The organism is Janthinobacterium sp. HH104, from assembly GCF_001758715.1.
In the GTDB taxonomy this organism is placed as follows: Bacteria; Pseudomonadota; Gammaproteobacteria; order Burkholderiales; family Burkholderiaceae_D; genus Janthinobacterium; species Janthinobacterium aestuarii.
In genome coordinates, this window is sequence record NZ_LRIB01000023.1 from 75,368 (window position 1) to 102,216 (window position 26,849).

At 62.8% G+C, this 26,849-nt stretch carries 27 protein-coding genes; 13 read left to right on the top strand and 14 right to left on the bottom strand.

Annotated elements, in window-relative coordinates; genetic code table 11:
- Positions 1 to 75 precede the first annotated feature (75 nt).
- A complete protein-coding gene (locus JAB6_RS07555) occupies positions 76 to 459 on the top strand; it encodes a MerR family transcriptional regulator (protein WP_070302076.1) in 384 nt (127 codons plus the stop codon).
- Complete coding sequence (locus JAB6_RS07560) at positions 446 to 874, top strand: DUF4952 domain-containing protein (protein WP_070302078.1); 429 nt, start codon at positions 446 to 448, stop codon at positions 872 to 874. The genes JAB6_RS07555 and JAB6_RS07560 overlap by 14 nt, the downstream gene beginning before the upstream one ends.
- A 57-nt stretch (positions 875 to 931) precedes the next feature.
- On the opposite strand, the gene JAB6_RS07565 is transcribed toward JAB6_RS07560, so the two are convergent.
- From JAB6_RS07565 to JAB6_RS07575, 3 genes are all read right to left on the bottom strand, one after another.
- The gene (locus JAB6_RS07565) at positions 932 to 1,573 is read right to left on the bottom strand and encodes a choice-of-anchor C family protein (RefSeq protein ID WP_254671511.1); all 642 of its coding nucleotides are present in this window, start codon (positions 1,571 to 1,573) and stop codon (positions 932 to 934) included.
- A gap of 136 nt (positions 1,574 to 1,709) precedes the next feature.
- Positions 1,710 to 2,204, bottom strand: a complete 495-nt coding sequence (gene rraA / locus JAB6_RS07570) for a ribonuclease E activity regulator RraA (RefSeq protein WP_070302082.1) — start codon at positions 2,202 to 2,204, stop codon at positions 1,710 to 1,712.
- A gap of 32 nt (positions 2,205 to 2,236) precedes the next feature.
- The gene (locus JAB6_RS07575) at positions 2,237 to 3,472 is read right to left on the bottom strand and encodes an MFS transporter (protein ID WP_070302084.1); all 1,236 of its coding nucleotides are present in this window, start codon (positions 3,470 to 3,472) and stop codon (positions 2,237 to 2,239) included.
- A gap of 100 nt (positions 3,473 to 3,572) precedes the next feature.
- Here JAB6_RS07575 and JAB6_RS07580 point away from each other — a divergent pair, with 100 nt between their 5' ends.
- A complete protein-coding gene (locus JAB6_RS07580; protein ID WP_034749790.1) occupies positions 3,573 to 4,373 on the top strand; it encodes a helix-turn-helix domain-containing protein in 801 nt (266 codons plus the stop codon).
- Here JAB6_RS07580 and fliD read toward each other — a convergent pair.
- From fliD to alr, 4 genes are all read right to left on the bottom strand, one after another.
- Positions 4,370 to 5,755, bottom strand: a complete 1,386-nt coding sequence (fliD, locus tag JAB6_RS07585; protein WP_070302086.1) for a flagellar filament capping protein FliD — start codon at positions 5,753 to 5,755, stop codon at positions 4,370 to 4,372. The two genes, JAB6_RS07580 and fliD, sit on opposite strands and share 4 nt — an antisense overlap.
- Positions 5,756 to 5,986: 231 nt before the next feature.
- The gene (locus tag JAB6_RS07590) at positions 5,987 to 6,361 is read right to left on the bottom strand and encodes a PilZ domain-containing protein (protein WP_307788848.1); all 375 of its coding nucleotides are present in this window, start codon (positions 6,359 to 6,361) and stop codon (positions 5,987 to 5,989) included.
- A gap of 75 nt (positions 6,362 to 6,436) precedes the next feature.
- On the bottom strand, positions 6,437 to 7,813 hold the full coding sequence (gene radA, locus JAB6_RS07595; RefSeq protein ID WP_034749799.1) for a DNA repair protein RadA: 1,377 nt from the start codon (positions 7,811 to 7,813) through the stop codon (positions 6,437 to 6,439).
- Positions 7,814 to 7,899: 86 nt separating this feature from the next.
- Positions 7,900 to 8,991: an alanine racemase gene (alr, locus tag JAB6_RS07600; RefSeq protein ID WP_070302088.1), complete on the bottom strand. Its 1,092-nt coding sequence runs from the start codon at positions 8,989 to 8,991 to the stop codon at positions 7,900 to 7,902.
- Positions 8,992 to 9,239: 248 nt separating this feature from the next.
- Between alr and lplT the strand changes: the two genes are divergently transcribed.
- Positions 9,240 to 10,502, top strand: a complete 1,263-nt coding sequence (gene lplT, locus JAB6_RS07605; protein ID WP_034749808.1) for a lysophospholipid transporter LplT — start codon at positions 9,240 to 9,242, stop codon at positions 10,500 to 10,502.
- Between the two features lie 75 nt (positions 10,503 to 10,577).
- On the opposite strand, the gene JAB6_RS07610 is transcribed toward lplT, so the two are convergent.
- The 4 genes from JAB6_RS07610 to tsaB are packed head-to-tail and all read right to left on the bottom strand — an operon-like array spanning position 10,578 to position 13,627.
- Complete coding sequence (locus tag JAB6_RS07610) at positions 10,578 to 11,516, bottom strand: DUF1853 family protein (RefSeq protein WP_254671513.1); 939 nt, start codon at positions 11,514 to 11,516, stop codon at positions 10,578 to 10,580.
- A complete protein-coding gene (locus JAB6_RS07615; protein ID WP_070302090.1) occupies positions 11,509 to 12,411 on the bottom strand; it encodes a uracil-DNA glycosylase family protein in 903 nt (300 codons plus the stop codon). Before JAB6_RS07615 ends, JAB6_RS07610 begins: the two co-directional genes overlap by 8 nt.
- Positions 12,408 to 12,905 carry a ribosomal protein S18-alanine N-acetyltransferase gene (gene rimI, locus JAB6_RS07620; protein WP_070302092.1) on the bottom strand — a complete coding sequence of 166 codons (498 nt, stop codon included), beginning with the start codon at positions 12,903 to 12,905 and terminating at the stop codon, positions 12,408 to 12,410. Before rimI ends, JAB6_RS07615 begins: the two co-directional genes overlap by 4 nt.
- Positions 12,902 to 13,627 carry a tRNA (adenosine(37)-N6)-threonylcarbamoyltransferase complex dimerization subunit type 1 TsaB gene (tsaB, locus tag JAB6_RS07625; protein WP_070302094.1) on the bottom strand — a complete coding sequence of 242 codons (726 nt, stop codon included), beginning with the start codon at positions 13,625 to 13,627 and terminating at the stop codon, positions 12,902 to 12,904. The genes rimI and tsaB overlap by 4 nt, the downstream gene beginning before the upstream one ends.
- A gap of 186 nt (positions 13,628 to 13,813) precedes the next feature.
- Here tsaB and dapC point away from each other — a divergent pair, with 186 nt between their 5' ends.
- From dapC to JAB6_RS07660, 7 genes are all read left to right on the top strand, one after another.
- Entirely contained in the window at positions 13,814 to 15,046 is a 1,233-nt protein-coding gene (dapC, locus tag JAB6_RS07630) for a succinyldiaminopimelate transaminase (protein ID WP_070302096.1), read from the top strand.
- 23 nt (positions 15,047 to 15,069) lie between these two features.
- Entirely contained in the window at positions 15,070 to 15,897 is an 828-nt protein-coding gene (gene dapD / locus JAB6_RS07635; RefSeq protein ID WP_035820379.1) for a 2,3,4,5-tetrahydropyridine-2,6-dicarboxylate N-succinyltransferase, read from the top strand.
- A gap of 121 nt (positions 15,898 to 16,018) precedes the next feature.
- Positions 16,019 to 17,566, top strand: a complete 1,548-nt coding sequence (locus tag JAB6_RS07640; RefSeq protein WP_070302098.1) for an FAD-dependent oxidoreductase — start codon at positions 16,019 to 16,021, stop codon at positions 17,564 to 17,566.
- Between the two features lie 133 nt (positions 17,567 to 17,699).
- Positions 17,700 to 18,056, top strand: a complete 357-nt coding sequence (locus tag JAB6_RS07645; protein ID WP_070302100.1) for an ArsC family reductase — start codon at positions 17,700 to 17,702, stop codon at positions 18,054 to 18,056.
- An 85-nt stretch (positions 18,057 to 18,141) separates the two neighbouring features.
- The gene (dapE, locus tag JAB6_RS07650) at positions 18,142 to 19,278 is read left to right on the top strand and encodes a succinyl-diaminopimelate desuccinylase (RefSeq protein WP_070302102.1); all 1,137 of its coding nucleotides are present in this window, start codon (positions 18,142 to 18,144) and stop codon (positions 19,276 to 19,278) included.
- A gap of 56 nt (positions 19,279 to 19,334) precedes the next feature.
- Complete coding sequence (gene prmB, locus JAB6_RS07655) at positions 19,335 to 20,225, top strand: 50S ribosomal protein L3 N(5)-glutamine methyltransferase (RefSeq protein ID WP_070302104.1); 891 nt, start codon at positions 19,335 to 19,337, stop codon at positions 20,223 to 20,225.
- 134 nt (positions 20,226 to 20,359) lie between these two features.
- Positions 20,360 to 22,351, top strand: coding sequence for an ATP-binding cassette domain-containing protein (locus JAB6_RS07660; RefSeq protein ID WP_070302106.1), 1,992 nt, complete (start codon positions 20,360 to 20,362; stop codon positions 22,349 to 22,351).
- A 36-nt stretch (positions 22,352 to 22,387) separates the two neighbouring features.
- Here JAB6_RS07660 and JAB6_RS07665 read toward each other — a convergent pair whose 3' ends face one another.
- Entirely contained in the window at positions 22,388 to 22,870 is a 483-nt protein-coding gene (locus JAB6_RS07665) for a chemotaxis protein CheW (protein ID WP_070302108.1), read from the bottom strand.
- A gap of 196 nt (positions 22,871 to 23,066) precedes the next feature.
- Between JAB6_RS07665 and arfB the strand changes: the two genes are divergently transcribed.
- Positions 23,067 to 23,465, top strand: coding sequence for an alternative ribosome rescue aminoacyl-tRNA hydrolase ArfB (arfB, locus tag JAB6_RS07670; RefSeq protein WP_034749850.1), 399 nt, complete (start codon positions 23,067 to 23,069; stop codon positions 23,463 to 23,465).
- Here arfB and JAB6_RS07675 read toward each other — a convergent pair whose 3' ends face one another.
- Together JAB6_RS07675 and JAB6_RS07680 are read right to left on the bottom strand one after the other, a co-directional pair.
- Positions 23,466 to 25,325, bottom strand: coding sequence for a flagellar assembly protein A (locus tag JAB6_RS07675; protein WP_083292598.1), 1,860 nt, complete (start codon positions 25,323 to 25,325; stop codon positions 23,466 to 23,468). It abuts the gene before it with no gap.
- 160 nt (positions 25,326 to 25,485) lie between these two features.
- Positions 25,486 to 25,875 carry a hypothetical protein gene (locus JAB6_RS07680; RefSeq protein WP_139143315.1) on the bottom strand — a complete coding sequence of 130 codons (390 nt, stop codon included), beginning with the start codon at positions 25,873 to 25,875 and terminating at the stop codon, positions 25,486 to 25,488.
- Between the two features lie 263 nt (positions 25,876 to 26,138).
- Here JAB6_RS07680 and ompR point away from each other — a divergent pair, with 263 nt between their 5' ends.
- Positions 26,139 to 26,840 (top strand): two-component system response regulator OmpR, encoded by a 702-nt coding sequence (ompR, locus tag JAB6_RS07685; RefSeq protein ID WP_223278807.1) that lies wholly within the window; start codon positions 26,139 to 26,141, stop codon positions 26,838 to 26,840.
- The last annotated feature ends 9 nt before the right edge of the window (positions 26,841 to 26,849 follow it).

The window sequence follows — 26,849 nt, forward strand, 5'->3', positions numbered from 1 at the left end:
CTGTCGATGGAAAGCGCCCATGATCAGGGTTGGAGTACACTCCATGGTCAAGCATTTTATGAAAGAAAAATCACCATGCAGATCGGCGAGATGGCGCAGGCAACGGGCTTGAGCCGCGATACCCTGCGCTTTTATGAAAAGCGGGGCTTGCTGCGCGCACGGCGCGGCGCGAATGGCTACCGCGATTACCCGCCCGAAGCGGCCGACTGGCTGCGCTACCTGCGCACGGCGCAGCAGCTGGGCTTTACCCTGGCCGAAATCGAGGCCGACATGCCGCTGCTGGCGGCCGCCGGCGATCCCGCCACGGCGGACCTGCTGCGCGCGGCGCTGGCGCGCAAGCTGGGTGAAATCGATGCGCGCATCGCGGGATTGACGCAGTTGCGCGGCGAACTGGTGCTGCGTATGGGGCCGGCAGCGGCAGCGTGTCCGTTGCGGGGAGATGCCGATGCCAGTCACTAAACTCGCTACACTGCTGCCGTGGCTATTCCTGCTGGGCGCTGGCGGCGCGCAGGGTGCCGGGCTGGCCTGCAGCGACTTCCTGTCCCAGCTGGGCAAGAAGCCCGCGTATCTCGTCTACCAGGGTTGCCGGCAAAACACGGAACGCCAGGACCAGCCGTTCGAGGCCCGCTATGCAGTGGACGGCAAGCATGCGCAACAGGCGGAAGCGTATCTGCGGCGCGCGTACGGCTTGCCCAAGCTTAAGCGCTATTGCTGCGCTTGGGACAGCACGCCCCACTCCTGGCGCGACCGCCGCACGGGCTACGGCTATGTGCTGCTGATGGCCACGGGCGAAACGCTGGTCAGGACGCGCACAGACTGGCCGCGGATCGAGCGCTTTGTCGTGCAGGTGGACGGCTACGCACAAGACCCTTGACGTAAAAAAACCGCCTGTGCATGGCAGCAGGCGGTTTGATCTCGGACAAAATCAGGCTTACTTGGCGGCCTTGCGGCGGCGCAGGAAACCCATCAGGCCCAGGCCCGCCAGCAGCATGGCGTAGGTTTCCGGTTCCGGTACGGCGGCCATCACGGCCACGTTGTCGATCACGGCGCCCGAGTAATTGTCGAACGGCGTGCCGGCCTGGGCGGCGCTGGCAAACGACAGGGTCGCCAGGCCGCTGGAAGCGGCCGTGAAGCTCAAGGTGTTGCTGTACAAGGTGTTCGAGGCGGCAGCCGTCGAGTAGAAATTACCTGCCACGCCACCAAAATTGACGGCCACGCCCTGGCCGGCAGGGCCGCCGGAATTGCGCGCCATGTCAAAGCTCAGGTTGTACGTCTGGCCGGCAACGACGTTGAAACTTTGCGACAGGAAACCAGGACCAGGCGTGCCCAGCATGTCGATGCTGTAGCCGTCGATAGCGTTATAGGCATTGCGGATCAGGTCGACCGAGGAAGCGCCCACCGTCCAGCCGCCGATGGCCGAGGAACCGCCATTGACAACATGATATCCACTGGAAAAGGTATAGCCGGGCGCGACCGATTCAAAATCGCCATTCGTGATCAGGTTGACGGGGCTGGCGCTGGCGGTGCCGGCGGCGAACAGGGCAACAACTGCTGCGATGGTGGCGATTTTCATGAGCTGATTTCCTTGCCTTATAGGCATTAAAGTTTCCTTAAGTGAAATCATATCTCAGCCATGATAAAAATCAAAGAACTTTGCAAAAATATATTTAATGTAGATAATTTGCAACGTCTTCAGGTGCGCTGCGCCGTCAATCGAGTTCCTGCCGCGCCACCAGGATGCCATCCGCATCGGCGTAGATCCAGTCGCCCGGATGCACGGCCACGCCGCTGACCTGCACGCGCACGTCGCGCTGGCCGGCGCCCGTCTTGTTGCTCTTGCGCGGATGCGTGGCCAGGGCGCGCACGCCGATCTGGCAGACATTGATTTCCTCGCTGTCGCGGATGCAGCCATCGACGACGATGCCGGCCCAGCCGTTGCTTTCCGCCAGCACGCCCAGCTGGCCGCCCACCAGCGCGCGGCGCAGGCTGCCGCCGCCATCGATCACCAGCACGTGGCCCTGGCCCGGCGTTTCCAGGGTGCTGCGCACGAGCGCGTTGTCCTCGAACACTTGCAAGGTGGTGGCGGGGCCGCTGAAACGCATGCGCTGGCCAAAAGCGCGGTACACGGGCGGCAGCACGGCCAGGGTGCCATCGTCGAGCATGGCCGCATAGTCGTCGCACAGGTCGGTGGTGGCAAAGGTCATGGGGATTCCTTTCGTGGCTGATGGCAACGATTCTATGCCTTTTGCAACGCCGCGGCACGTGTTTTACCGCCCACGCCCACGGCCGTGGCAATCGCCAGCGCCTGGAACAGGCCGATGAACACGAACAGCAGGGCCGGATGGTCGCCATCCATCAGCGCGCCAAAGAACAGGGGCCCGACGGCCAGGCCGCTGTCGAGACCCGAATACACGACGCCATACACGCGCCCGGTGGCATTCTTCGGCGCCGCCGCGCGTATCATCAGGTCGCGCGACGGTCCCGCCACGCCCGACGTCAAGCCGATGGCGCCCATCAGCACCACGGCGCCCCAGGCCGGCACGGCGGCCATGGACAGCAGCACGGCCAGCAGCGCGGCAGCGGAAAAGGCGATCGCCACGTTGCGGTCCGGCTGCGTGCTGCGCGCGCCTACCACGCCGCCAGCCAGCATGCCCACGGCCGAGGCCAGCATATAGGCAGTATAGGCGCTGGTGGCCAGCGCCAGGCTCATGCCGTACAGCTTGACAAGGGCCACACTGGCAAAGCTCTGGATGCCGCCCAGGGCGATGGCGGTAATGAAGAAGAAGGCAAAGCACATCCACACGGCCGGCAAACGCAGAAAGTCCAAGGTGCCCTCGCCGCCCGCCGCCTGGCCCGGTGCGGCCTTCTTGACAGGCTCGGGACGGATGGCGTGGCGGTTCAGGAACAGGATCAGCAGCACGCCGAACGGTAGCACGGCCGCGCACTGCAGCGCGATCCGCCAGTCATAATGGGTGGCAACGTACGTCATGAACAGCGGTGCCAGGGCCCAGCCGATGTTGCCGCTGATGCCATGCACGGAAAAGCCGTAGGCCACGCGGGCCGCCGACACGCGCTGGTTGAGGATGGTGTAGTCGGCAGGATGGAACACGCTGTTGCCCATGCCGGCCAGCATGGCGCCCAGCATCAGCGCCGCATAGCTGTGCGCGGTGGACAGGGCCAGCGCCGACACGCCCAGCAGGAAAATGCCGGAAAACAGCACGGCGCGGGCGCCGAAGCGGTCGACGACAAAGCCGGCCAGCGCCTGCCCCACGCCCGAGATGATGAAGAACACCGTCATCAGCAGGCCCAGCTCCGCATACGACAAGTCGAAGGCCGGTTTCAGCCAGACGAACAGGGCCGCAAGGATCAGATGGTAGAAGTGCGACACGCCATGCGCCAGCCCCACGAGGGCGATGACGCGCGCATCGCTGCGCAAGGTGGGAAGTTCGGATGCCGAGTTAGTTGTTATCATGTCATACCCTGTCTTATACTGGTGAAGCTCAAGTGTATGCAAAATACCATCGTCTGTTTTCCGACAGAACGACATAATTTATCGAATTAAGGCCAAGCTGATGGGTGTACCTATCCTCCACCATACGCGCATGTGTCCGCCACGGGAAGCGCCCAGCGCGACCATCCCCGTGACCATGGTCGCGCGCGACCTGCAACCCGATGAATTTCTCTTGCCGCACAGCCATCCATGGGGTCAGGTAACGATGGCGCTCGAAGGCGTGCTGCGCATTACGGCCAACAACAGCAGCTGGGTGCTGCCGCCCATGCGCGCCATCTGGATCGCGCCCAACGTGGAGCATGCCGTCACGATACTGGAAAAAACCCGCTTGCGCCCCCTGTGCATCCATGCCGCGCGCGCGCCGTTCGCGGGCCGCGACTGCAAGGTGCTGGAAGTATCGAACCTGCTGCGCCAGCTGATCATGGCGCTGGAGCAATTGGACCCGGGCGAGGAACCGGCGCGCGAAGCGCTGTTGGCCGAACTGATCCTCGATGAATTGAAACGCTCGGACACGCGCCCCATCCGCGTCCCCTTGCCCAGCGACAAGCGCCTGAAAACCCTGTGCGACAGCCTGATCGAAAAACCGGGCTTGAACCAGACCCTGGAACACTGGGCGCAGCTGGTCGGCGCCTCGGAGCGGACCCTGGCGCGGCTGTTCGAACGGGAGTTGGGCATGAGTTTTGGCCAGTGGCGCCAGCAAGTGCGCCTGGCGCACGCGGCGCCCCTGATCGCGCGCGGCGTGCCGTTGTCGCAAGTGGCCGAAGAACTGGGCTACGCCAGCCAGTCGGCCTTTTCCGCCATGTTCAAGAAGACTTTCGGCAGTTCGCCGTCAGCCTTCTTTGCCCAGGGCGAGCGCTCTTAAGCCATGAAGTCGAATAAGGAATTCTTGCCGGTATAACCCGGCAAGGCCGAGTTCGTACCCATCTGTTCCTGCGCCGAATAGGCTTTGATCAGCGCCTGCGCCTGGGCCGTCAGCGCCTTGGCCAGCACGGCTTTCTTGTTGGTCAGGGTGGTGATGTCCTTGCCCACCGTCTGCACTTCCTTGCGGATGATGCTCGTTTCGCCCGTCAGCTCGCCGATCTTGCTGGAGAACTGGTCGGCCACGCCCTTGCCGTTATTCGTAAACAGCTTGCTGACGGCATCCGGATCGGCAGCGATGGCGGCCTTGAGTTTTTTATCGTCGAGCACCAATTCGCCGCTTTTGCCCAGGGTCACGCCGGCGCTGCTCAGGATGGAAGCGGGCACGCCCGTGCTGGCCGTGCGCAGCACTTGCTCCATCTGCGAACGCACCTGGCCCAGGGCCGTGTCGGACTTCAAGTCGCCCTGCTGCAGGCTTTGCAGTTTGCTGTTGAGTTCATTGTAGGCCGTGACGAAGCTGGCCACGTTGGTCGCGATCTGGCTGCTGTCCTTGGCGATGACGAGGTCGGTCACACCCTTTTTCTTCAATTCGATGGTGGCGCCCTCGACAGCCGTCGTCAAGGTATTCGTGGCGCTCTTGATGTCCTTGCCATCGACGGTCAGCAACGCATCCTGCGCGGCGGCCGTCTGCTGTAGGCCCTTGCCAGAGCCGGGCGCATAGCTGAGCAAATTGCTGACGGCCGCGTCGCCGGACACGCTGATGCGCATGCTACTGTCGGCGCCGCTCTTGCCATTGATGGCCAGCGAGTAGCCATCGGGGCCCTTGACGACGCTGGCGTCGATGCCTTGCTGCTTGAGCGCGGCGGCGATGCCGTCGAGGCTATTGTTGCTGCTGTCTATCGTCAGCGAAATGACCTTGCCGCTGCCGGGCGTAAATTGCTTGCCATCGGCCGTGCCCACTTCGATCTTGACCAGCGCGGGCGCGCCCGTGCCGATCGCAGCGCTCGACGATTTCTGCGCGCCGCTGAGCAGGGTCTGCCCCTGCGCCAGCTGCTTGACGTTCAGCTCATGGCTGCCGCTGGCGGCCTTGTCCGTGGTGGTGGCGCTCAGCACATCCTTGGCGCTCGACGTGGCCGACGTGGCCAGGCCGCTGCCGGCCATGTTCTTGGCCACGGTCTGGAATTTTGCCAGCGCCGATTGCAGCTGGCCCAGGCCCGAAAACTTGGCCTGGTCGCGCGCCAGGCTGGCGTTGAGCTTGACGACGCCCGTGTTCTGCGACTGCATCTGGCGCTCCACCTTCGCATACACATCGGCCGAGATATTGCCCTGCGTCGTCTGCTGCGTGTTGTTGGTGTAAGCCCTGCTGTTGATGGTCGAATTAAACATGGTAGGCGTTCCCGTCGGGTGTAAGGTCATGACACGCGGTTCAGGTCTTGACCGCGTGCTGCGCTAGAAACGGACGGCAGGCGCGCGTGGCGCGGTGGCATCCCTCTTCTGGTTGATAATTATGCAGTATTACCGGAATATCAAAACAGTGAACAGAACAAGTTTTTCCTGACTGCAAACCCATATGCACCATTCTAGCGCATTTCACTTGCCGCTTATCTCGTGCGCGCCTCAGCGCATGAACTTCGAGATGGCGCTGCTGACGGCCATGTCCAGCTGCAGGAAAGTGAGTCCCACCTTGAAACCGGCACTGCTGAAAATGCAGTGCGAGACGGACACGCGCGCCTCGATGATGTGCGCCGCGCCATCGTAAAACAGCTCGAACAGCACCTTGCCCTGCTTGCCTGTCGGCACCGGCTCAGCGATGACGGCCGCCATGCCACCGGGCCCCACATCAAGGGTGCGCGCCGCCACGGGGCCCGCGCCATCGATGACCAACATTGCCTTGGCACGCAAAATCTTGCGTGCGCCCTGCCTTTGCTCTACTGACACTGTATTCCGCTTCTCTCTATGCATTGTCGATACGAATTCGCCATGCGAACTCATCGGACAAATATTATAGTTCCAAACGGAAATTATGTTTGACTTGTCTCAAGCTTGGCATTTAAGCCATACCAACTTTTACTCCAAGTCGCGGAGCTTATTGAACGCTTCGTCGATGCGCTCGACGCCGATGACCTTGAGGCCCTCGATGAGCTGTTTCGGCAAGTTGGACTTGGGCACCACGGCCAAGGTAAAGCCCAGCTTGGCCGCTTCGCGCAAGCGCTCCTGGCCCCGTGGCGCGGGGCGGATTTCACCAGCCAGCCCCACTTCGCCAAACACGACCAATCCCCGTGGCAGGGGCTTGTTGCGCATCGACGAATTAATCGCCAGCAAGACGGCCAGGTCGGCCGCCGGTTCCGTGATCTTCACGCCGCCGACGGCATTGATGAACACATCCTGGTCGAACGCGGCGATGCCCGCATGACGGTGCGCCACGGCCAGCAGCATGGCCAGGCGGTTCTGCTCCAGGCCGACAGACAAGCGGCGCGCATTGGGCAAGTGGCTCGTGTCGACGAGGGCCTGGATTTCCACCAGCAAGGGACGCGTGCCTTCCTGCGTCACCATCACGCAGGAACCGGGCACCTGGTTGTCGTGCTGCGACAGGAACAGGGCGGACGGATTCGACACGCCTTTCAAGCCCTTTTCCGTCATGGCGAACACACCCAGTTCGTTGACGGCGCCGAAACGGTTCTTGATGGCACGCACGAGGCGGAAGCTGGAATGGGCGTCGCCCTCGAAATACAGCACCGTGTCGACAATGTGCTCGAGCACGCGGGGACCGGCCAGCGCGCCCTCTTTCGTCACGTGGCCGACCAGAATGATGGTCACGCCCGTCTGCTTGGCCGCGCGCGTCAATTGCGCCGCGCATTCGCGCACTTGCGCCACGGAACCGGGTGCCGAGCTGAGGGCGTCGGAATACACGGTCTGGATCGAGTCGATGACCACCACTTCCGGCTTCAGGTCGTGCAAGGTGGACAGGATCTTTTCCAGCTGGATCTCGGCCTGCAATTTGAGTTCCTTGGCGTCGATGACGAGGCGCTTGGCGCGCAGGGCGATCTGCGCGCCCGATTCCTCGCCGCTGACGTACAGCACGCGCTTGTGGTGCGACATGTTCGCCAGCGCCTGCAGCAGCAGGGTCGACTTGCCGATGCCGGGGTCGCCGCCGATCAGCACGACGCCGCCGGCCACCATGCCGCCGCCCAGCACGCGGTCGAATTCCTCGATGCCCGTGCCGAAGCGGGGCACGTCGATGGCATCGATATCGTCGAGCGACAGCACGGGCGCCGTCTGCGCCAGCGACATGTGCTGCGGATTCGAATAGCGGTTGTTGCCGCCCGTCTCGGGCAGGGTTTCCACCATGGTATTCCACTGGTTGCACGAGGTGCATTGCCCCATCCATTTGTTGCTGATGGCGCCGCAATCGCTGCAGGTATAGGTGGTCTTGACTTTTGCCATGGTGTACTTTGCCCGGGTAAGGTGAAACTGCTGTCTATATATACAGTAAATTCACAGTATATACAAACGGCGGGCCGACGTCACTGTCACGCCTCGATCACAGGAACGCGCGGCGCCAATGCGCACATCAGCTCGTAGCCGATGGTGCCGGCGGCCAGGGCCACCTCGTCGATCGGCATGCCCTGGCCCCACAAGGTGACGGCGCTGCCGACTTTTACTTCCGGCACCTGCGTCAGATCGACCATCAGCATGTCCATCGACACCCGGCCGATGAGGCCAGTGCGCACGCCATCGACGAGCACGGGCGTGCCTTCGGGCGCGTGGCGCGGATAGCCGTCCGCATAGCCGCAGGCCACCACGCCGACCTTGATATTGCCGGCCGCCTCATAGCGGCTGCCGTAGCCCACCACTTCGCCGGCGGCGATATCCTGGATGCCGATAATCTTGCTGCGCAAGGTCATGGTGGGCAGCAAGCCGAACGCCTGCGCGGACGTGCCGCCGGCAGCGCCGCTGGGCGTGCCGCCATACAGCATGATGCCGGGGCGCACCCAGTCACTGTCGAGATGGTGCAGCAGCACGCCGGCCGAATTGCACAGGCTGCGCGGCAAGGGTACGCCTATGCTGGCCGCGCCCGCTTCGAAACGCAGCATCTGCTGCTCCAGGGGCAAGCGCGTGGGCGCCGCTTCATCGGCATTGGCGAAATGCGTCATCAGGGTGATCGTGCCGACGTGCGGGATGGCGCGCAGGCGCGCATACGCACCCGCCACGGCGCCCGGCGTAAAACCCAGGCGGTTCATGCCCGTATTCATTTTCAGGTGCACGTCGATGGCGTGCGGCAAGCACGCCGCCGCCAGCATGTCGATCTGTTCCTCGCAATGCACGCTGCCGTTCAGCTTGTGCTGCGCCATGGCAGGCAAATCGCTGGCGTCGAAAAACCCTTCGAGCAGCAAGATGGGCTTGGTCCAGCCCAGTTCGCGCAAGCGCACGGCGTAATCGACCTCGACCAGCGCCAGGCCATCGGCGTCGGCAAAGCCCCGCATGGCCCGCTCCAGGCCGTGGCCATAGGCATTTGCCTTGACGACGGCCCACACGTTGGCGCCGCGGGCGCCGGCACGGGCGCGCGCCAGATTGTGTTGCATGGCATCGAGATGGATGGTGGCGATGAGGGGCCTGGGCATAAGCGTGACACACGGCAAGTGGGAAAGCCGTATTTTACCGGATGGGCCGCAGGCGCGCGCCGCTAGCGGAGGCAGAATAGGCGCGCAGGACACCATGTACAAAATGCTCACATGTATGTGTATTTTTCTACGGCAGAAAAATTAAGCTTCGCTTAGGCAAGAGGATGCAAAGCAGCCCCTTCCAAACTTGGGGTTTGCCGTTTTTTCGTGGTATAAAGCAAGCCAGATATGATTTCAGGCAATCCAGAATGAATCGTGGTTTTTATACCATCATGGCGGCGCAGTTCTTTTCCTCGCTGGCAGATAACGCCCTCTTTTTTGTCGCCGTCGATTTATTGGTGTCCATGAAATCCCCGGCGTGGATCACGCCGCTGCTCAAACTGTCGTTCGTGCTGTTTTACGTGCTGTTGGCCGCTTTTGTCGGCGCCTTCGCAGATGCACTGCCAAAAGGCAAGGTCATGTTCATCGCCAACATGGTCAAGATCTTCGGCTGCGCCCTCGTCTTCTTCCACGTGCATCCGCTGCTGGCCTACGCTGTCGTCGGTTTTGGCGCTGCCGTGTATTCGCCTGCCAAGTACGGCATCCTGACGGAACTGCTGCCGCCGGAAAAACTCGTGGCGGCGAATGGCTGGATCGAAGGCTTGACCGTCACCTCCATCATCCTCGGCACCGTCATGGGCGGCGCGCTCGTCAGCGGCCACGTGTCCGACATGCTGCTGTCCATCGACATTCCCCTGATCAATACGGGCATCACCAGCAAGACAGAAGCGGCCTTGTGCGTGGTAGTGGGCATTTATGCGCTGGCGACCCTGGCCAACCTGAAGATTCCCGACACGGGCTGCGTGTATGCGCACCAGGAACGCAATCCTATCAAACTGATTACCGATTTTGCCAATTGCTATTCCATCCTGTGGAAAGACAAGCTGGGCCAGATCACCCTGGCCGTAACGACCCTGTTCTGGGGCGCAGGCGCCACCTTGCAACTGATCGTGCTGGAATGGGCCAAGCAATCCTTGAACATGCCCTTCGACAAGGCAACCAGTCTAGTGGGCGTGGTCGCCATCGGCGTGGCCGCCGGCGCCGTGCTGTCGGCCCGCTTCATTCCACTACGCAAATCGCTGACCGTCATTCCGCTGGGCATCGCCATGGGCGTGATCGTCATGATGATGACGCAAGTGCACTCCGTGTGGATCGCCTACCCGCTGCTGATACTGATCGGCGCCCTGTCCGGTTTCTTCGTCGTGCCAATGAATGCACTGCTGCAACACCGCGGCCACGTACTGATGAGCGCAGGCCATTCCATCGCCGTGCAGAACTTCAATGAAAACCTGTCGATTCTGACCATGCTGGCCGTGTATTCGATCATGATCCGCTTGCACCTGCCGCTCAACATCATCATCACCCTGTTCGGCCTGTTCGTCGCCGGCACCATGTACATGATCATGCGCAAGCACAAACTGAACCAGGCCGAGCATGACAATCTTTCCTTGATCGGCGAGCAGAAGCATTAATTAGGGTGGTGTCGGATTACGCGCTATGCGCTAATCCGACCTACATGATTCCGGCGTTACGGCTGTGGTTCATGCTTACGCGGGTAGCGCGCCTGTCAGCCGCCGCGCGGCAGCCTGCTCCGTCCAGTCATGGGGCACAACAAAACCGCGCGTGCACTCCACTTCCCAGCCTTCGACATTGTCCACCGTGGCCACCAGCACCGGTTGCGCCAGATCAAACAAGCGCGCCTGCAAGACGTCGATATCGAGCACTTCCACGTCGCGCCCCTTGAACGGCGCCAGCCATTGCAATCGGGGCAACATGACATAGCGCTGCTGCGGCAATTGCATTGGCGTGCACCAGAAGCCGTGTCCATGATAACGGGAAATACCGTCCATGGCGGGCGTGGCGCCTGCCGCATAGAACAGCCATCCCTTGACCAGCGCCTGCGCCGTGCGCACGGGATGCGCCAGCAGGCTTTGCGCGGCAGGATGGCGGGACAAGGCCAATTGCTTGTCGAGAATCTTGCGCATCTTCAAGCCCAAAGTATCGGCCAGGTTGGGGCCGATCAGGTGGTTGAACACACCGGGATCGGGCGCGCCTTCGAGCAGGTAGAACTTGGTGGCGAATTCCCAGTGCAGCAGCTCACTCCCGTCATGCAGCAGGAAATCGAACTCGCCCACCGTGTCATTGCGGTTGACCTGCACTTGCAAGCCATGCGCAGCCAGCAATCCATGCTGCTCAAAATAAAAGGCCAGCAGCTTTTCAGCGTACAGGCCCAGGCGGGAATAGAATTTCGGCCCCAGCGCCGCATCGAGCGGCGACGGGTCATCCTGCAGCGCTTCCAGCCACGCCGCCACGGCGGGCGTGACGGTCGCGAGGCTGGCGATGCGCCCGCCCCAATAGAGGCTGGCCGGGTCCAGCAAGTCGGGCGAGTCGAGCAGCCAGGCCAGCGCACGCACGCGGGGGTGCGTCAAATGGCCCCAGCGGCGCTCGAAGCGGGCCTGGAAAGCGCCGACGTCCGTCTCAATCACCGTGCGTGCTTTTCGCCAGGCACAGGTCGGCCCAGGTGCGCGCCTTGGCCTTGCCCGTCCCATCCTGCAGCAGTTGCTCTGGGTGGAAGGTGGCCACGACGGACGCATTGCCCAGCTGGCGCACCTTGCCGCGTACGGGCTTTTCACCGGGATTGATGCCAGCGGCGGCCATCGAACCGAGGGTGACGATGGTGCGCGGCTGCAGCAGGGCCAGTTCGCGGTCAAAGTATGGGCGGCAGGCAGCGGACTCGGCTTCTGTCGGCAGACGTTCCTGCCCGGCCTCGTCGAGCGGACGGCATTTCAGCAAGTGCGTGATGTACACATCGCTGCCCGCGTCGATATCGATAGCCTTGAGCATATTGTCGAGCAGCTTGCCCTGTTCGCCCGGCAAGGCACGCCCTTCCCGCTCTTCCGCGCGCGAGGGGCTGCTGACCAGCATCAGCCAAGCACCCCGACGGTCGCCACGGCCCATGACGACACCCTTGCGCGTCTTGCACAAGTCGCAGCGCGCGCACTTGGCCACGGCCGCCGTCAAGCCATCCCAGTCGAGGGCGGCAATGTCTGCATCGCTCAGCTGTCTGGCGGGCGGCGGTGGCGGCGCATCGTCGAACCAGGCCGTGTCGTCCGGCTCGGCGGCGAGGACTGGCGTCGCGGCAACGGCGACGGGCACTTCGGCTTTCACCTCGACCTTCGCCTCGGCAGCCATCTCGACGACTTCGGCAACCACCTCTGTGACGACCTCAATCACGGCCTCAAGTACGGGTGCCGCCACGGCGGCTTCCATCTCCACAGCGGCCTGGGCGACGGCGTCAACGGCCTCGGCTGCTGCGCCCTGGCGCAAGCGCCACAGGGGGCCGACGCCCATTTCATCGAGGAAAACGGCGCTGCGGCTCATAAGGTATAACGCATCACGATGGCGTCCTCACGTTGCGAATTGGCGGCAGGATAATATCCCTTGCGCCGCCCGATCTGTTCAAATCCATAGCGCTGGTAGATATCGAGCGCGCGCACGTTCGACGGGCGCACTTCCAGCAGCATCGATTCCATGCCCAGCTGGCGCGCACAGGCGCAGGCCTGGTTCAGCAGGAAACGCCCCAGCCCCTGACCCTGGATGGCGCCCTCGACGGCCACGTTCAGCAAGTGCGCTTCATCGACGACCAGCATCAGCAAGAAGTAGCCGAGCAAGGTGCCATCCACGTCGCGCAGCACCCAGGCAGGGTAGCCGCTCTTGAGGGAGTCGACAAAGTTGCCGTGCGTCCAGGGATGCGGATACACGCGCTGTTCCAGCGCCAGCACTTCGACCAAGTCCGCTTCGACCATTGGTTGATAGTCGAGGCGCAGCAAGTCCCAGTCTGCAGCGCTGTCCTTGTCCTTGCCCGCCTCCATCATTGTGCGGACTCCGCAGCGGCCTTGGCGGCCTGCATGTCGAGACGCTCGGCACTTGTGTAGGCGATCTTGTTGCGCAAGTACAGAGGCTGCGCCTCGGCCGCCGTCACGAACTGACCGGCCGCAAAGGCGATGCGCGCCAGCTGCGCCACTTGCACGGCATGCGGCATGATGGCCGCGTCCGCGCTGGCGGCGCATGGCAGCGCGGCCAGGGCGTCGGCATAGGCCGCAAAACCGTTGCCGCAGCCGGTAACGTCGCCTTGCGGCGCGACGCCGGCCGGCGCGCTCAGGGCCGGCGGCAACACGGCCTGCAAGCCGTTTTGATACTCATATTGCGCCCAGTACACTTCGCCCATGCGGGCGTCGAGCACGGTCACGATGCGCTGCGCGCCATGCTGCTGGTGGCACGCGAGCGCCATGGCGTCGAGCGTGACGACAGGCACGACGGGCAGATTGGCGCCGTAAGCCAGGCCTTGCGCGATGCCGCAAGCCGTGCGCACGCCCGTAAACGAGCCGGGGCCGGAGCCGTAGGCGATGGCGTCGACGTCCGCCAGGGTCACGCCCGCTTCGGCCAGCAATTCCTGCACCATGGGCAGGATGGACTGGGAATGGGTGCGCACGCCCGACGAGGCGCGCGACAGGACGACATCGCCGCGCAGCAAGGCGCAGGAGGCGAGTTCGGACGACGTTTCAATAGCAAGTAAGGTGGGAAGTAAGGTAGACATAGCGTATTTTACCTTGCCAGGCCCGGGAACGGCATGCCGTGCAGGCCAACAACAGCCCACTTGCACAGCCCGTGCGCGAGGACGGCTATAATAAAAGGCTAAGCTGATTGCTTGACCGGCGTCATTGCGCCATGCCTGGCAATCCATACGCGACACTATCACCCCACTCTTGCCCTGGTCCGCTCCGTGAATCCACTTCTTGCCAAACTGCAACCATATCCTTTTGAAAAGCTGCGCCAGCTGTTTGCCGGCGTAACGGTCAATCCCGATTACGCGCCCATCAGCCTGGGCATGGGCGAACCCAAGCACCCGACGCCAGCCTTCATCGAGCAGGCATTGACCGACAATATCCATGGCCTGGCCAGCTATCCGACCACCATCGGTTCGGAAGCCTTGCGCACCGCCATCGCCGGCTGGCTCGAGCGCCGCTATGGCATCCCCAAGCTCAATCCTGCCACGCAAATCCTGCCCGTGAACGGTTCACGCGAAGCGCTGTTTGCGCTGGCGCAAACGGTGATCGATCCATCGGCCGGTTCGCTCGTGATCAGCCCGAACCCGTTTTACCAGATCTATGAAGGCGCGGCCTACCTGGCCGGCGCCGAACCATATTTCGTCAATTCCGACCCCACGCGCAATTTCGGCTGCGACTACGACAGCGTACCGGCCTCCGTGTGGGAAAAGGTCAAGCTGCTGTTCCTGTGTTCGCCCGGCAACCCGACGGGCGCCGTGCTCACCCTGACGGACTGGGAACACCTGTTCGCCCTGTCCGAGCGCTATGATTTCGTCATCGCCGCCGACGAGTGCTATTCCGAGATCTACCATGGTGACACGCCACCGCTGGGCGCGCTGCAGGCGGCCCACATGCTGGGCCTGTCCACCATCGAGCGTCCGTATGCGCGCCTGGTGGTGTTTTCCAGCCTGTCGAAGCGCTCGAACGTGCCGGGCATGCGCTCGGGCTTTGTCGCCGGCGACGCGGAAGTACTGAAAAAATTCCTGCTCTACCGAACCTACCACGGCGGCGCCATGAGCCCTGCCGTGCAGGCGGCCTCCGTCGCGGCCTGGAACGACGAAACCCATGTCGAGGAAAATCGCGCCAAGTACCGCGCCAAGTTCGACGCCATCACGCCGCTGCTGCAATCGGTGATGGACGTGCAATTGCCGGACGCCGGCTTCTACCTGTGGGCCGACGTCAGCCGCACGGGACTATCCGACACGCAATTCGCGCAACGCCTGTACGCCGAATATAATGTGACGGTATTGCCTGGCAGTTACCTGGCGCGCGACGCGCACGGCATCAATCCGGGCCGCAACCGCATCCGCATGGCCCTCGTGGCCGAAACGGCCGAAGGGCTGGAAGCCGCCTTGCGCATAGTAAAATTCTGCCAGCAGCTTTCCGCATCCGCATCAACCACGCATTAACCCTACATAAACAAGACATCATCATGAGCCAACAACTGCAAACCATCATCGACCAGGCCTGGGAAAACCGCGCCGAGATCAATCCGGGCAACGGCACGGCCGAACTGCGCGACGCCGTCTCCCACGTCATCAATGGCCTGGACAACGGCAGCATCCGCGTGGCGGAAAAAACCACGGGCGACTGGGTAGTCAACCAGTGGGTCAAGAAAGCCGTGCTGCTGTCGTTCCGCCTGGAAGACAACGTCGTCCTGCCGTCCGATGGCACGATGCAGTTCTACGACAAGGTCCCGACCAAGTTCGCCAATTACACCAAGGAAGACTTCGTCAAGGGCGGTTTCCGCGTGGTGCCGCCAGCCGTCGCCCGCCGCGGCAGCTTCATCGCCAAGAACGTCGTGCTGATGCCGTCCTACGTCAACATCGGCGCCTATGTCGATGAAGGCGCCATGGTCGACACCTGGGCCACCGTCGGTTCCTGCGCACAGATCGGCAAGAACGTCCACCTGTCCGGCGGCGTCGGCATCGGCGGCGTGCTGGAACCTATGCAAGCAAACCCGACCATCATTGAAGACAACTGCTTCATCGGTGCCCGTTCGGAAATCGTCGAAGGCGTGATCGTCGAAGAAAACTCGGTCATCTCGATGGGCGTCTACATCGGCCAGTCGACCAAGATCTACGACCGCGCCACGGGCGAAGTCACCTACGGCCGCGTGCCAGCCGGTTCCGTCGTGGTCTCGGGCAACCTGCCTTCGGAAGATGGCAAGTACTCGCTGTACTGCGCCGTCATCGTCAAACGCGTGGATGCAAAAACCCGTGCCAAGACCGGTATCAACGAACTGCTGCGCGGCATTTAATTACCGCACTGCGAAGTATCGGTAACACTTGAATGTCCCGCCCCGGCGGGACATTTTCATTTCCGACTGGCAACTTCAATCGTCGCGCAGCCATTGCCCATCCTGCCCTATACTGGATGGCATGAATACACCTCCCGTCCTGATCGTCGGCGCCGGTCCTACCGGCCTCATGCTGGCCTTGCGCCTGGCGCGCCATGGCGTCGATTGCCGCATCATCGACAAGAATAGCGGTCCGGGCCAGGCGTCGCGGGCCATGGCCGTGCATGCGCGCACCCTGGAGTTTTACCAGCAGCTGGGCTTTGCCGATGAACTGGTCAGCCTCGGTATCAAGATCAATGCCATGCACATCCACGAAGGCGGCGAGGAGCTGGTGAAACTGGCGCTGGGCGAGATCGGCGAAGGCTTGAGCCCCTATCCTTTCGTACTGAGCCTGCCCCAGGACGAGCATGAACGCTTTCTGATCAGCAAGCTGGCGGCGGCCGGCGTGCACGTGGAATGGAACGTTGCGCTGGACCTGTGGACGCAGGACGATAGCGAAGTGCAAGCCATCCTGCTCAAGGACGGCGAACGCCAATATTGCACGTTCAACTATATTTGCGGCTGTGACGGCGCCCGCAGCAAGGTGCGTGAAATCGCCGGTTTCGACTTTTCCGGCGGCACCTACGACCACCTGTATTACGTGGCCGACGCGCAAGTGGCCGGCAAGAATACGGATTTGCACGCCCACCTGGGCGCGAACTCGTTTGCGCTGATGCTGCCCGTGCGCACCAGCGGCATGCAGCGCCTGATCGGCATCCTGCCCGACCGCCCCGATGGCGCGCCGGCGCCCGTCTTCGATGACGTGCGGGAACAGGTGCAAACCTTGCTGGGCATCGAGGTCGAGCACGTGAACTGGTTTTCCACGTATAAAGTCCATCACCGGGTGGCGGCGCAGTTTCGCGAGCGGCGCTGCTTCATCCTCGGCGACGCGGCCCATTTGCACAGCCCCGTGGGCGGCCAAGGCATGAACACGGGCCTGGGCGACGCCGTCAACCTGGCCTGGAAACTGGCGCAAAAACTGCGGGGCCAGAGCAACGACGCCCTGCTCGACACCTATGAAAGCGAGCGCATCGTGTTTGCCCGCAAGCTCGTCGCCACCACCGACCGCGCCTTCCAGGCCATCGTCGCGCAAGGCATGGCCGGGCAATTCCTGCGCCGCTGGCTGGTGCCGCACGCGCTGCCTTTTCTTTCCGGCTTCGCGCGGGCGCGCCGTCTGCTGTTTAAAACAGTGTCGCAAATCCAGATCAGCTATGAAGACAGCGCCCTGTCCGCCGGCCATGCGGAATACCTGCGCGGCGGCGACCGCCTGCCATGGTTTTCCGACGGTACGCAAGACAATTTCACGGCCCTGCGCAGCATGGATTGGCAATTGCACATCTATGGCGAGCCGGCGCCCGAACTGCTGGACGAAGCGCGCGTGCTGAAACTGCCCGTGCATTGCTACACCTATAACGTGGCCGCCAAGCTGGCGGGCCTGGGCCGCGACGCGGCCTACCTCGTGCGCCCCGACGGCCATATCGCGCTGGCCCTGCACCTGCAGGAAAGCGGCGCGCTGCGCGCCCTGGCCTTGCGGCTGGGCCTGCATTTCGGCCAGGCAGAGTTGGGCAAGGCGGCGCCACGGCCTGTGTAGGGAAAATCACTGGGCCGTGTTGCACTGCCGCATTGACTACGCATCAACTGTATAATGGCGGCGACCATCGCATTTTTCGCTGGCGCAAGCGCCGCGATCAAGCGAACCGCATTCATTCCCCTTAGCCCTACCCATGACGACCATTACACTCTACGGTATCCCCAACTGCGATACCGTCAAAAAGGCCCGCACCTGGCTGGCCGCGCAGCAACTCGATTTCACCTTCCACGACTTCAAGAAACAGGGCCTGGAACGCGCTACCGTCGCAGCGTGGCTGCAGCAATTGCCGTGGGACGTGCTGGTCAACAAGAAAGGCACGACCTGGCGCGCCCTGTCCGACGAGCGCAAGGCATCCACTATCGATGCGGACAGCGCCCTGGAGCTGATGCTGGAAAACCCTTCCATCATCAAGCGCCCCGTGCTGGACAAGGATGGCCAGTTCAGCGTGGCGTTTTCGGATGCGCAGTACAAGACCATTTTTTCAGTTTAATTTTTCAGTCTAGCCCAACACCTGTAAAGCTGGGGTCAGACCCAAAGGGTCTGACCCCGAGTTGACGCTCCGCCACATACCGCCCATGACCACCTCCAAAACCCTCGCCCTGACCGAAAAACTGATCGCCCTGTCCTCGGTCACGCCCGACGACAAGGGCTGCCAGCAGCACCTGATCGACATCCTCACGCCGCTGGGCTTTGTCTGCGAGACGATACAGTCGAACGACGTCACCAATCTGTGGGCACGCCGTGGCACGACTTCTCCCCTGTTCGTCTTTGCCGGCCATACGGACGTGGTGCCGACCGGCCCAGTCGAGCAATGGCGCTCGCTACCCTTCATTCCCACCCACCGCGACGGCAAGCTGTACGGCCGTGGCGCGGCCGACATGAAGACGTCGATCGCCGCCATGGTGGTCGCCTGCGAGGAATTCATCGCCGCCACGCCCGAGCACACGGGTTCGATCGCCTTTCTGATCACCAGCGACGAGGAAGGCCCGGCCACGGATGGCACCGTCATCGTGTGCAACAAATTGAAGGAACGGGGCGAGCAGATCGACTATTGCCTGGTCGGCGAGCCGACGTCGAGCGCGCAGCTGGGCGACATGATCAAGAACGGCCGCCGCGGCTCGCTGTCGGGCCGCTTGACGATCAAGGGCGTGCAAGGCCATATCGCCTACCCGCACCTGGCGAAAAACCCGATCCACGAAGCGGCGCAGGCGCTGGCCGACCTGGTCGAAGAGAAATGGGACGCCGGCAACGAGTATTACCTGCCGACGTCATGGCAAATGTCGAACATCAACGCGGGCACGGGCGCCAACAACGTGATTCCCGGCGACATGGTGATCGACTTTAACTTCCGCTTTTCCACGGCCAGCACGGCGGAAAACCTGCAGGAACGGGTGCACGCCATCCTCGACAAGCATGACTTGCAATACGATTTGCAGTGGACCCTGAGCGGCCTGCCCTTCCTCACGCCACGCGGCACCTTGAGCGATGCGCTGTCGTCCGCGATCCTCGAAGAAACGGGCCTCACGACGGAACTGTCGACCACGGGCGGCACCTCGGATGGCCGGTTTATCGCGCAAATCTGCCCCCAAGTGATAGAATTCGGGCCGCCCAATGCCAGTATTCACAAGATCGACGAGCACATCGAACTGCGCCACATCGATCCCCTGAAGAATATTTACCGGCGCACGCTGGAGCATTTGCTGCCCGTCTGAACCAGAATACCGAGGCCCGTCACGGCGGGCCAGAACACCGTCTTTTCGAGAATGCCATGACCCCGAACCCGTTTTCCACGCCACGCGACCTGCTGCGCTACGCCGTTACCCGTTTCAATACCGCCAAGCTGTTTTTCGGCCACGGCAGCGCCGAAGCGTTCGACGAGGCGGCCTATTTGATCCTGCACACGTTGAAGTTGCCGCTCGACAAGCTCGAACCGTTTCTCGACGCCAAGCTGCTGCCATCGGAAGTGGCCAGCGTGATGAGCGTCATCGACCGTCGCAGCATCGACCGCGTGCCAGCCGCCTACATCACCAAGGAAGGCTGGCTGGGTACGTATAACTTCTACGTGGACGAGCGCGTAATCGTGCCCCGCTCCTTCATCGCCGAGCTGATCCCTGAATACTTCTCGCCATGGGTGGCGGAACCGGAAGCCGTGGAAAACATCTTGGAACTGTGCACCGGTTCGGGCTGCCTGTCGATCATGATGGCCGACGCCTTCCCGAACGCCGCGGTCGACGCCGTGGACATTTCCGCCGACGCGCTGGCCGTGGCCAAGCGCAACGTCGACACGTACAAGCTGCAGGACCGCGTGAACCTGATCGAATCGGACCTGTACACGAACGTGCCGGCCAAGAAATATGATTTGATCATCAGCAACCCACCATACGTGAATTCCGCCTCGATGGGCGCCCTGCCCCAGGAATACCTGGCCGAACCGCAAATCGCCCTCGACGGCGGCAGCGACGGCATGGACCTGGTGCGCAAGATCATCGCCGGTGCGGCCGAACGCCTGACGGACGACGGCATCCTGATGATTGAAATCGGCAATGAGCGCGCATACGCGGAAGCGGCCTTCGGCGAGCTGGGCCTGACCTGGCTGACGACGAGCGCCGGCGACGACATGGTATTCCTGCTGACGGCCGAGCAGCTGAAGCTGGTTTGATCGACTTGGTAGGTCGGATTTGCCCGAAGGGCGTAATCCGACGGGCAGCGCCCACTTGTCGGATTACGCTACGCTAATCCGACCTACCTGAATTTTACGGCGAGGGGTAAATCCCAGCCTTTACAAAGAAAAAAATGATACGTTTCCTACAAGTAAGCCTGATGCGCGGCATCAAACCGTTGCTCGAACAAGTCGACGTCACCCTCAATCCGGGCGACAAGATCGGCCTGATCGGCGCCAATGGCGCGGGCAAATCGAGCCTGTTCGCCATGATGCGTGGCGAATTGCACCCTGACCAGGGCGAGATCGATTTCCCGGCCAAATGGCGCGTGGCTTACGTGGCGCAGGAAACGCCGCCGCTGGACCGTGCCGCGCTCGACTATGCGATCGATGGCGACATCACCCTGCGCAAACTGGAAGCGGAACTGACGCGCCTGGAATCGGAACCGGCCACGTCGGAAAACGGCATCGCCATCGGCGAAATCTACAGCGCGCTGGCCGATGCCGACGCGTATACCGTGCAGTCGCGCGGCGAGCAATTGCTGCTGGGCCTGGGCTTTACCCTGGACCAGATGCAGCAGCCAGTAGCGAGTTTCTCGGGCGGCTGGCGCATGCGCTTGAATCTGGCGCAAGCGCTGATGTGCCCGTCCGACCTGCTGCTGCTCGATGAACCGACCAATCACTTGGATCTGGACGCCATCATCTGGCTGGAAGACTGGCTCAAGCGCTACGCCGGCACCCTGCTGATCATTTCCCATGACCGCGACTTCCTCGACGAAGTGGTCAACGTGGTCGTGCATATCGACGAGCGCAAACTGAAACGCTATTCGGGCAACTATTCGAGCTTCGAGCGCCAGCGCGCGGCGCAGATGATCCTGGCCGCCGGCGCGCTGGAAAAGCAGCAGCGCAAGCGTGCCCATCTGGAATCGTTCGTGAACCGCTTCAAGGCGCAAGCGTCGAAGGCCCGCCAGGCGCAAAGCCGCATGAAGGCGCTGGCGAAGATGGAAGAACTGGCGCCACTGCGCGCCGCCGCCGAATTCTCGTTCGAATTCCGCGAGCCGCTGAGCGCACCGAACCCGCTGCTGGTGATGGAAGACGTCGATGCGGGCTACAAGATCGAGAACGAAGCGACGGGCGAGATCACGCATAAAACCATCGTCAACGGCATCAAGTTTTCGCTGCAGATCGGCCAGCGTATCGGCTTGCTGGGCCAGAACGGCGCCGGCAAATCGACCCTGATCAAGACCATCGCCGGCGAACTGATGCCGTTGACGGGCGACGCCACCATGGGCAAGGGCCTCAACATCGGCTATTTCGCCCAGCATCAGGTGGAAATGCTGCGCCACGACGAATCGCCGCTGTGGCATCTGTCGAAGATCGCCCCGACCGTGCGCGAGCAGGAACTGCGCAACTTCCTGGGCGGCTTCAACTTCCCCGGCAACATGGTCACCGCCTCGATCGCGCCGTTCTCGGGCGGTGAAAAAGCCCGTCTGGCGCTGGCCCTGATCGTCTGGCAGCGTCCGAACCTGCTGCTGCTCGATGAACCGACCAACCACCTGGATCTGGAAACGCGCGAAGCGCTGACGGAAGCGCTGGCCCAGTTCGAAGGCACCCTGGTCGTCGTGTCCCATGATCGCCATTTGCTGCGCGCCACCACCGATGAATTCATCATCGTTGCCGACGGCAAGCTGCAGCCGTTCGACGGCGACCTCGATGACTACAAGGACTGGCTGTTCAAGACCAAGCTGGGCAAAGGCACGGACGTGCTGCCGGCCGCCGGCAAGGCCAACAAGACCGACTTCCCCGTGGTCTCGCCCGTCGTTGCCGCAGCAGCCCCTGCCGCGCCCGTGCGCGACAAGCGCAAGGAAGCGGAAGAGCGCCAGAAAGCCGCCGCTTTGCGCAAGCCGATCGAAAACAAGATCAAGCGCCAGGAAGAGCAGATCGCCAAGCGCAATGCGCAAAAGGCGGAAACCGATGCCAAGCTGGGCGAACCGACCATCTATGATGCGGCCAACAAGGCGAAATTGAAGCAACTGCTGGCCGACCAGACCTTCTTCACCAAGGATCTGGCGCAGCTGGAAGCGGAATGGCTCGATCTGCAGGATCAGTTGGAAAAGCTCGGCTAACACCAAACACAAAGACGACCCCAGGGTCGTCTTTTTTTATGCCGCCTGCATGGGGCTGGGGCTGCGGATCGCCATCAGGCGGTCGATATCGACGAGGATCAATCGGCGCCCCGCCACCGTGCCCAGGCCCAGCAGGTAATCGGCTTCCGCCTCGCCCAGGCCGGGCACGGCGGCGATGTCGCCGGGTGCCAGGCTGACGATATCGGTGACGCCATCGACCACCATGCCCATCACGCCATTACTCAGCTGCAGGATGATCACGTCGGTGGCCGGGTCGGGCGTGCTCTGGGTGCCGCCGAACGCGGCGCGCATGTCGACGATGGGGATGATCACGCCGCGCGAGACGGCCACGCTGTGCAGCACTTCCCCTTCCGAGGAAAAACGGTCGAGCTCCTTGAGGGGGCGCAATTCCCGCACGCAGCGGTAGTCGAGGCCGTATTCCAGGCCGCCCAGCCGGAAGCTCAGGTACTGCGTCAGGGATTGCGCGGTTGCGGCGCCAGGCGTGATCGTGGGCTGCATGGTGTTCCTTTCATCCGGTAAGCGCTGCCAGGATGCGCAGTGGCGCAACGTTGGCCCCATGCTAACCAGCATCGCCGCACGCGGCGTTGAGAAACATCAACTTTCCCGGAAGACATCATCGGCTGGCGATCCCGCCCTTGCGCCGGCGCAGCCATCTTCCCTTACAATACCCACATCATTCCCTCACAGGCAGGCCATGCAACACCTCGTCAATCCCGCTGAAGTTGAATTTTCCGCCATCCGCGCCCAGGGCCCGGGCGGGCAGAACGTCAACAAGGTGTCCAGCGCCATCCATTTGCGCTTTCCGATCGCCGCCTCGTCGCTGCCGGAAGCGTACAAGGAACGGCTGCTGGCCCTGCGCGACAGCCGCATCAGCAAGGATGGCGTGCTGGTGCTCAAGGCGCAGCAGTCGCGCAGCCAGGAGCAGAACAAGGAAGAAGCGTTGCGGCGCTTGCAGGAAATCATCGACAGCGTGACCTTCCTGCCCGCCGTGCGCCGCGCCACCAAGCCCACGCGCAGCTCGCAGCGACGCCGCCTCGACAGCAAGAGCACGCACAGCGTGCTCAAGCAATCACGCGGCAAGGTCACGGACTGATTACGGCGGCGGCTGATAGGTCCAGTCCAGGCTGCCTGTGCTGTCCGCAAACACGGGCTGCGTGGCCGGCGTGGCGCTGCGCAGCAAGGCCTTGATCTCCTTCGGCGGCCGGTCGTAGACCTTGGCCGGCCCGGGCGGCACGACCAGGGCGCGCACCGTCGTCTCGCCATCGATCAGGCCCAGGCTGCAGCGCGACTGGCCGGCCGTCGCCTGCCGCTCCTGCCGCACTTGCGCCACCAGGGCCAGCATCTGTGCGTGCAGGATTTCCGACTGTTTGACCTCCACGCGCAGCCGCGCCACCTCTTTCAGGACGGGAGCGATGCGCGCGGCCAGCTTGTCGTACTGCAGCTGTTGCGCTGGCTGCAGTTGCAATTCGCCGCGCCGCAGCTGGCCCGCCAGGGTCAGGTAATTGCGCACCTCGGGCAATTGCGCGATGGCATCGATTTCCTGCTGGCGCTTGTGCTGCACCTGCAGGTAGTGCGCCGCCTTCGCCTGGCTTTCCGCAATCTTTTGTTCCAGGGCGCTCAAATCGGGTACGAGGGGAAACAGCAGCATCTCCACCTGCTTGCGGGGACCAGCGCTGCCGATGCGGATGGTGCGCGCCGCCACGGCGCAGCCTTCGGCCAGCTCGATGACGACCTCGTCGGCGATGATCTCGCAATTGCTGGCGCTGTCGATCACCACGCGCGTGCCGGCGATGACGCAGCTTTCCGCACGCTTCACGTGTACTTCGCCGCTCAGCGCCTGCAGCACGGAACCGGAAGCGACGCCCTCGACGCGCACGTCGCCATGCGCATTGAAGGCCGTGCCGCCCACCAGGTTGCGGTGTAGCAAGATCAAGCCGCCGTGCGAGTGCAGATGGCCATACACGTCGCCATGGATGGTGATGTCGCTGCCGTCGAGCTGGCGCTGCTCCTGCACTTCGCCGTACTCCTCATAGGCGGCGCGCAGCTTCAGATTGCCCGTGGTGCGGCTGCTGACGCCTTCGCGGCTGACGATCTTGTTTTCGATCGCCATCTTGCCGTGCTCATCGACATTCACATAGCCATCCTGGGTGGCAACGAGGAAATTGCCATCGCTGAAATGCTCGACCGCCGTGCCTGGCCCCGCCACTGTGGCCAGGTCCAGTTCCTGCGGCGCGGGCGGCGGCAGCGCCTTGCCGGCCAGGTCGTAGCCGGGCAAGCCGGGCGTACCAGGCAACAGACGCAGCAGGCGCGCGTGTTTTTTCACCTGCGGGAAGCGGTTCTTGAAGCTGAGCAAATCCAGGCGGCCATCGGAGCGTTCGCGCGGCGCATCGTCACGGTGGATGCCTTGCGACACTTCAACGAGCTGGGCGTCGCGGCCCGGCTGCGGCGGCAGTACCCGCGCCACCGTGATGCGCTCGGCCTTGCCGCTGGCGAGCATGGCGCGCACGGCCACGCTATCGATACCGTAGTGCACGCCCTTGCACCACAGATCGGCCACCAGCTCGTCAAACTCGCGGCGCGCCGCCACTTGGCCATCCGCGTCCGCAAGCAAGGTTTCAAAGTAAAACTCGGCGCTGTCGCCACGGATCTTGACCTGTTGGTACAGCGCGCGGCGCGGGGGCGGGAACGGCGCCACGCGCACGGCGATGCGCAGCAAGGCATCGCCCTTGGGCGCGGCGCGGGGGACAGGAGCGTGAAACAGGGTCAGCAGGAACAAACCGTAATCGAGGCCGGCCAGCAACTGGCCCGACTGGAACAGCTGGTCGACGGCGGCGCGCAGCTGCGCCGGCGCCAGCGACAGGTCCAGGAACACGCCCTCGTCGCGCTGGAGCAGGCCGAGCGGCAAGCCGCCTGCGGGGGCCGCATCCGGAACGGGTGTGTCGTCGTCGCTCACCACTTGCCTCCCCCAGCAACAATGTCAGAGAATTACCTCATTGCGTTAGAACAATATCACGGGGCGGCGCCGTGTGCCTGGCTCAGCAATAATGTTGGCGGCCAAATGCAGACAGGGCCATGTCTTGCGAGATGGCCCTGTCGGATGGGGTGCATGGTGCCTAGCGGCGCGGCGGATTCGAGTAGATGTCCTGGCCCACTTCGTTGATCTGGCGGCGCAGGTCGCGGCGTTCGTCTGGCGTCATGCGGCCCGTGCGGCGCGAAGCGTCGGCGCCTTCGTTGGCGCGGCGCTGCTCTTCGGCGCGCGTGTCGAAACTGCGTGCGTCACGCTGCTCGCGCAGTCGCGTATCATTGCTGTTGCTGCGCTGTACCTGTTCATACCGCTGGGCCTGCATTTGCTGCTGGTCGTCACGGCGCGGTGGCGGCTGGTTTTGTGCCGACGCCAGGCTGGCGACAAACACGGAACACACGGCAAATGCGGACAGCACAACTGTACGTGCGGCAATAGCTGCGCTGGGAGCGGCGTGAATTTTTTTAGTAAAGATATTCATTGAGTTCCTCTTCCGCGATGCCGTATAAACTAAAGCTGATTTCCACTGTGGCCCCAGTGTATGATGCTTTACACGGTGCAGTAAGAGTAATTGGGTAAAGTTTGTAACACTTTGTAATGGGTCGCCACAGCCCCTTGCCGATGCCGCGCGAGGCGTTACTATAGCAACTAATATAAGATAACACGACACCTTAAATGACCACAACCTCCACTACCGGCAGCAATACAACAACGCAATCGATCCACGGCCACCAGGCAAAAATCATGGTGGTCGACGACGATGTGCGCCTGCGCGACCTGCTGCGGCGCTACCTGACCGAACAGGGCTTCAATGTCTTCACGGCAGAGAGCGCGACGGCCATGAACAAGCTGTGGCTGCGCGAACGCTACGACTTGCTGGTGCTCGACCTGATGCTGCCCGGTGAAGATGGCCTGTCGATCTGCCGCCGCCTGCGCGGCGCGGGCGACCAGACGCCGATCATCATGCTGACGGCCAAGGGCGAGGACGTGGACCGCATCGTGGGCCTGGAAATGGGTGCCGACGACTACCTGCCGAAACCATTCAATCCGCGCGAACTGGTGGCCCGCATTGGCGCCGTGCTGCGCCGCAAGGGTCCCGATGAAATCCCGGGCGCGCCGTCGGAAACGCCGCAAACCTTCGAGTTCGGCGACTTCGTGCTGGACCTGGGCACGCGTACCCTGAAAAAGAATGGCGAAACGGTGCCGCTGACGACCGGTGAATTTTCCGTGCTGAAAGTGTTTGCCCGCCATGCGCGCCAGCCGCTGTCGCGCGAAAAACTGATGGAACTGGCGCGCGGCCGCGAATATGAAGTGTTCGACCGCAGCCTGGACGTGCAGATTTCGCGCTTGCGCAAACTGATCGAACCCGACCCGTCGAGCCCGCTGTTCATCCAGACCGTGTGGGGCCTCGGCTACGTCTTCATCCCGGACGGACAGCCGCGCTGATCGCAGGCG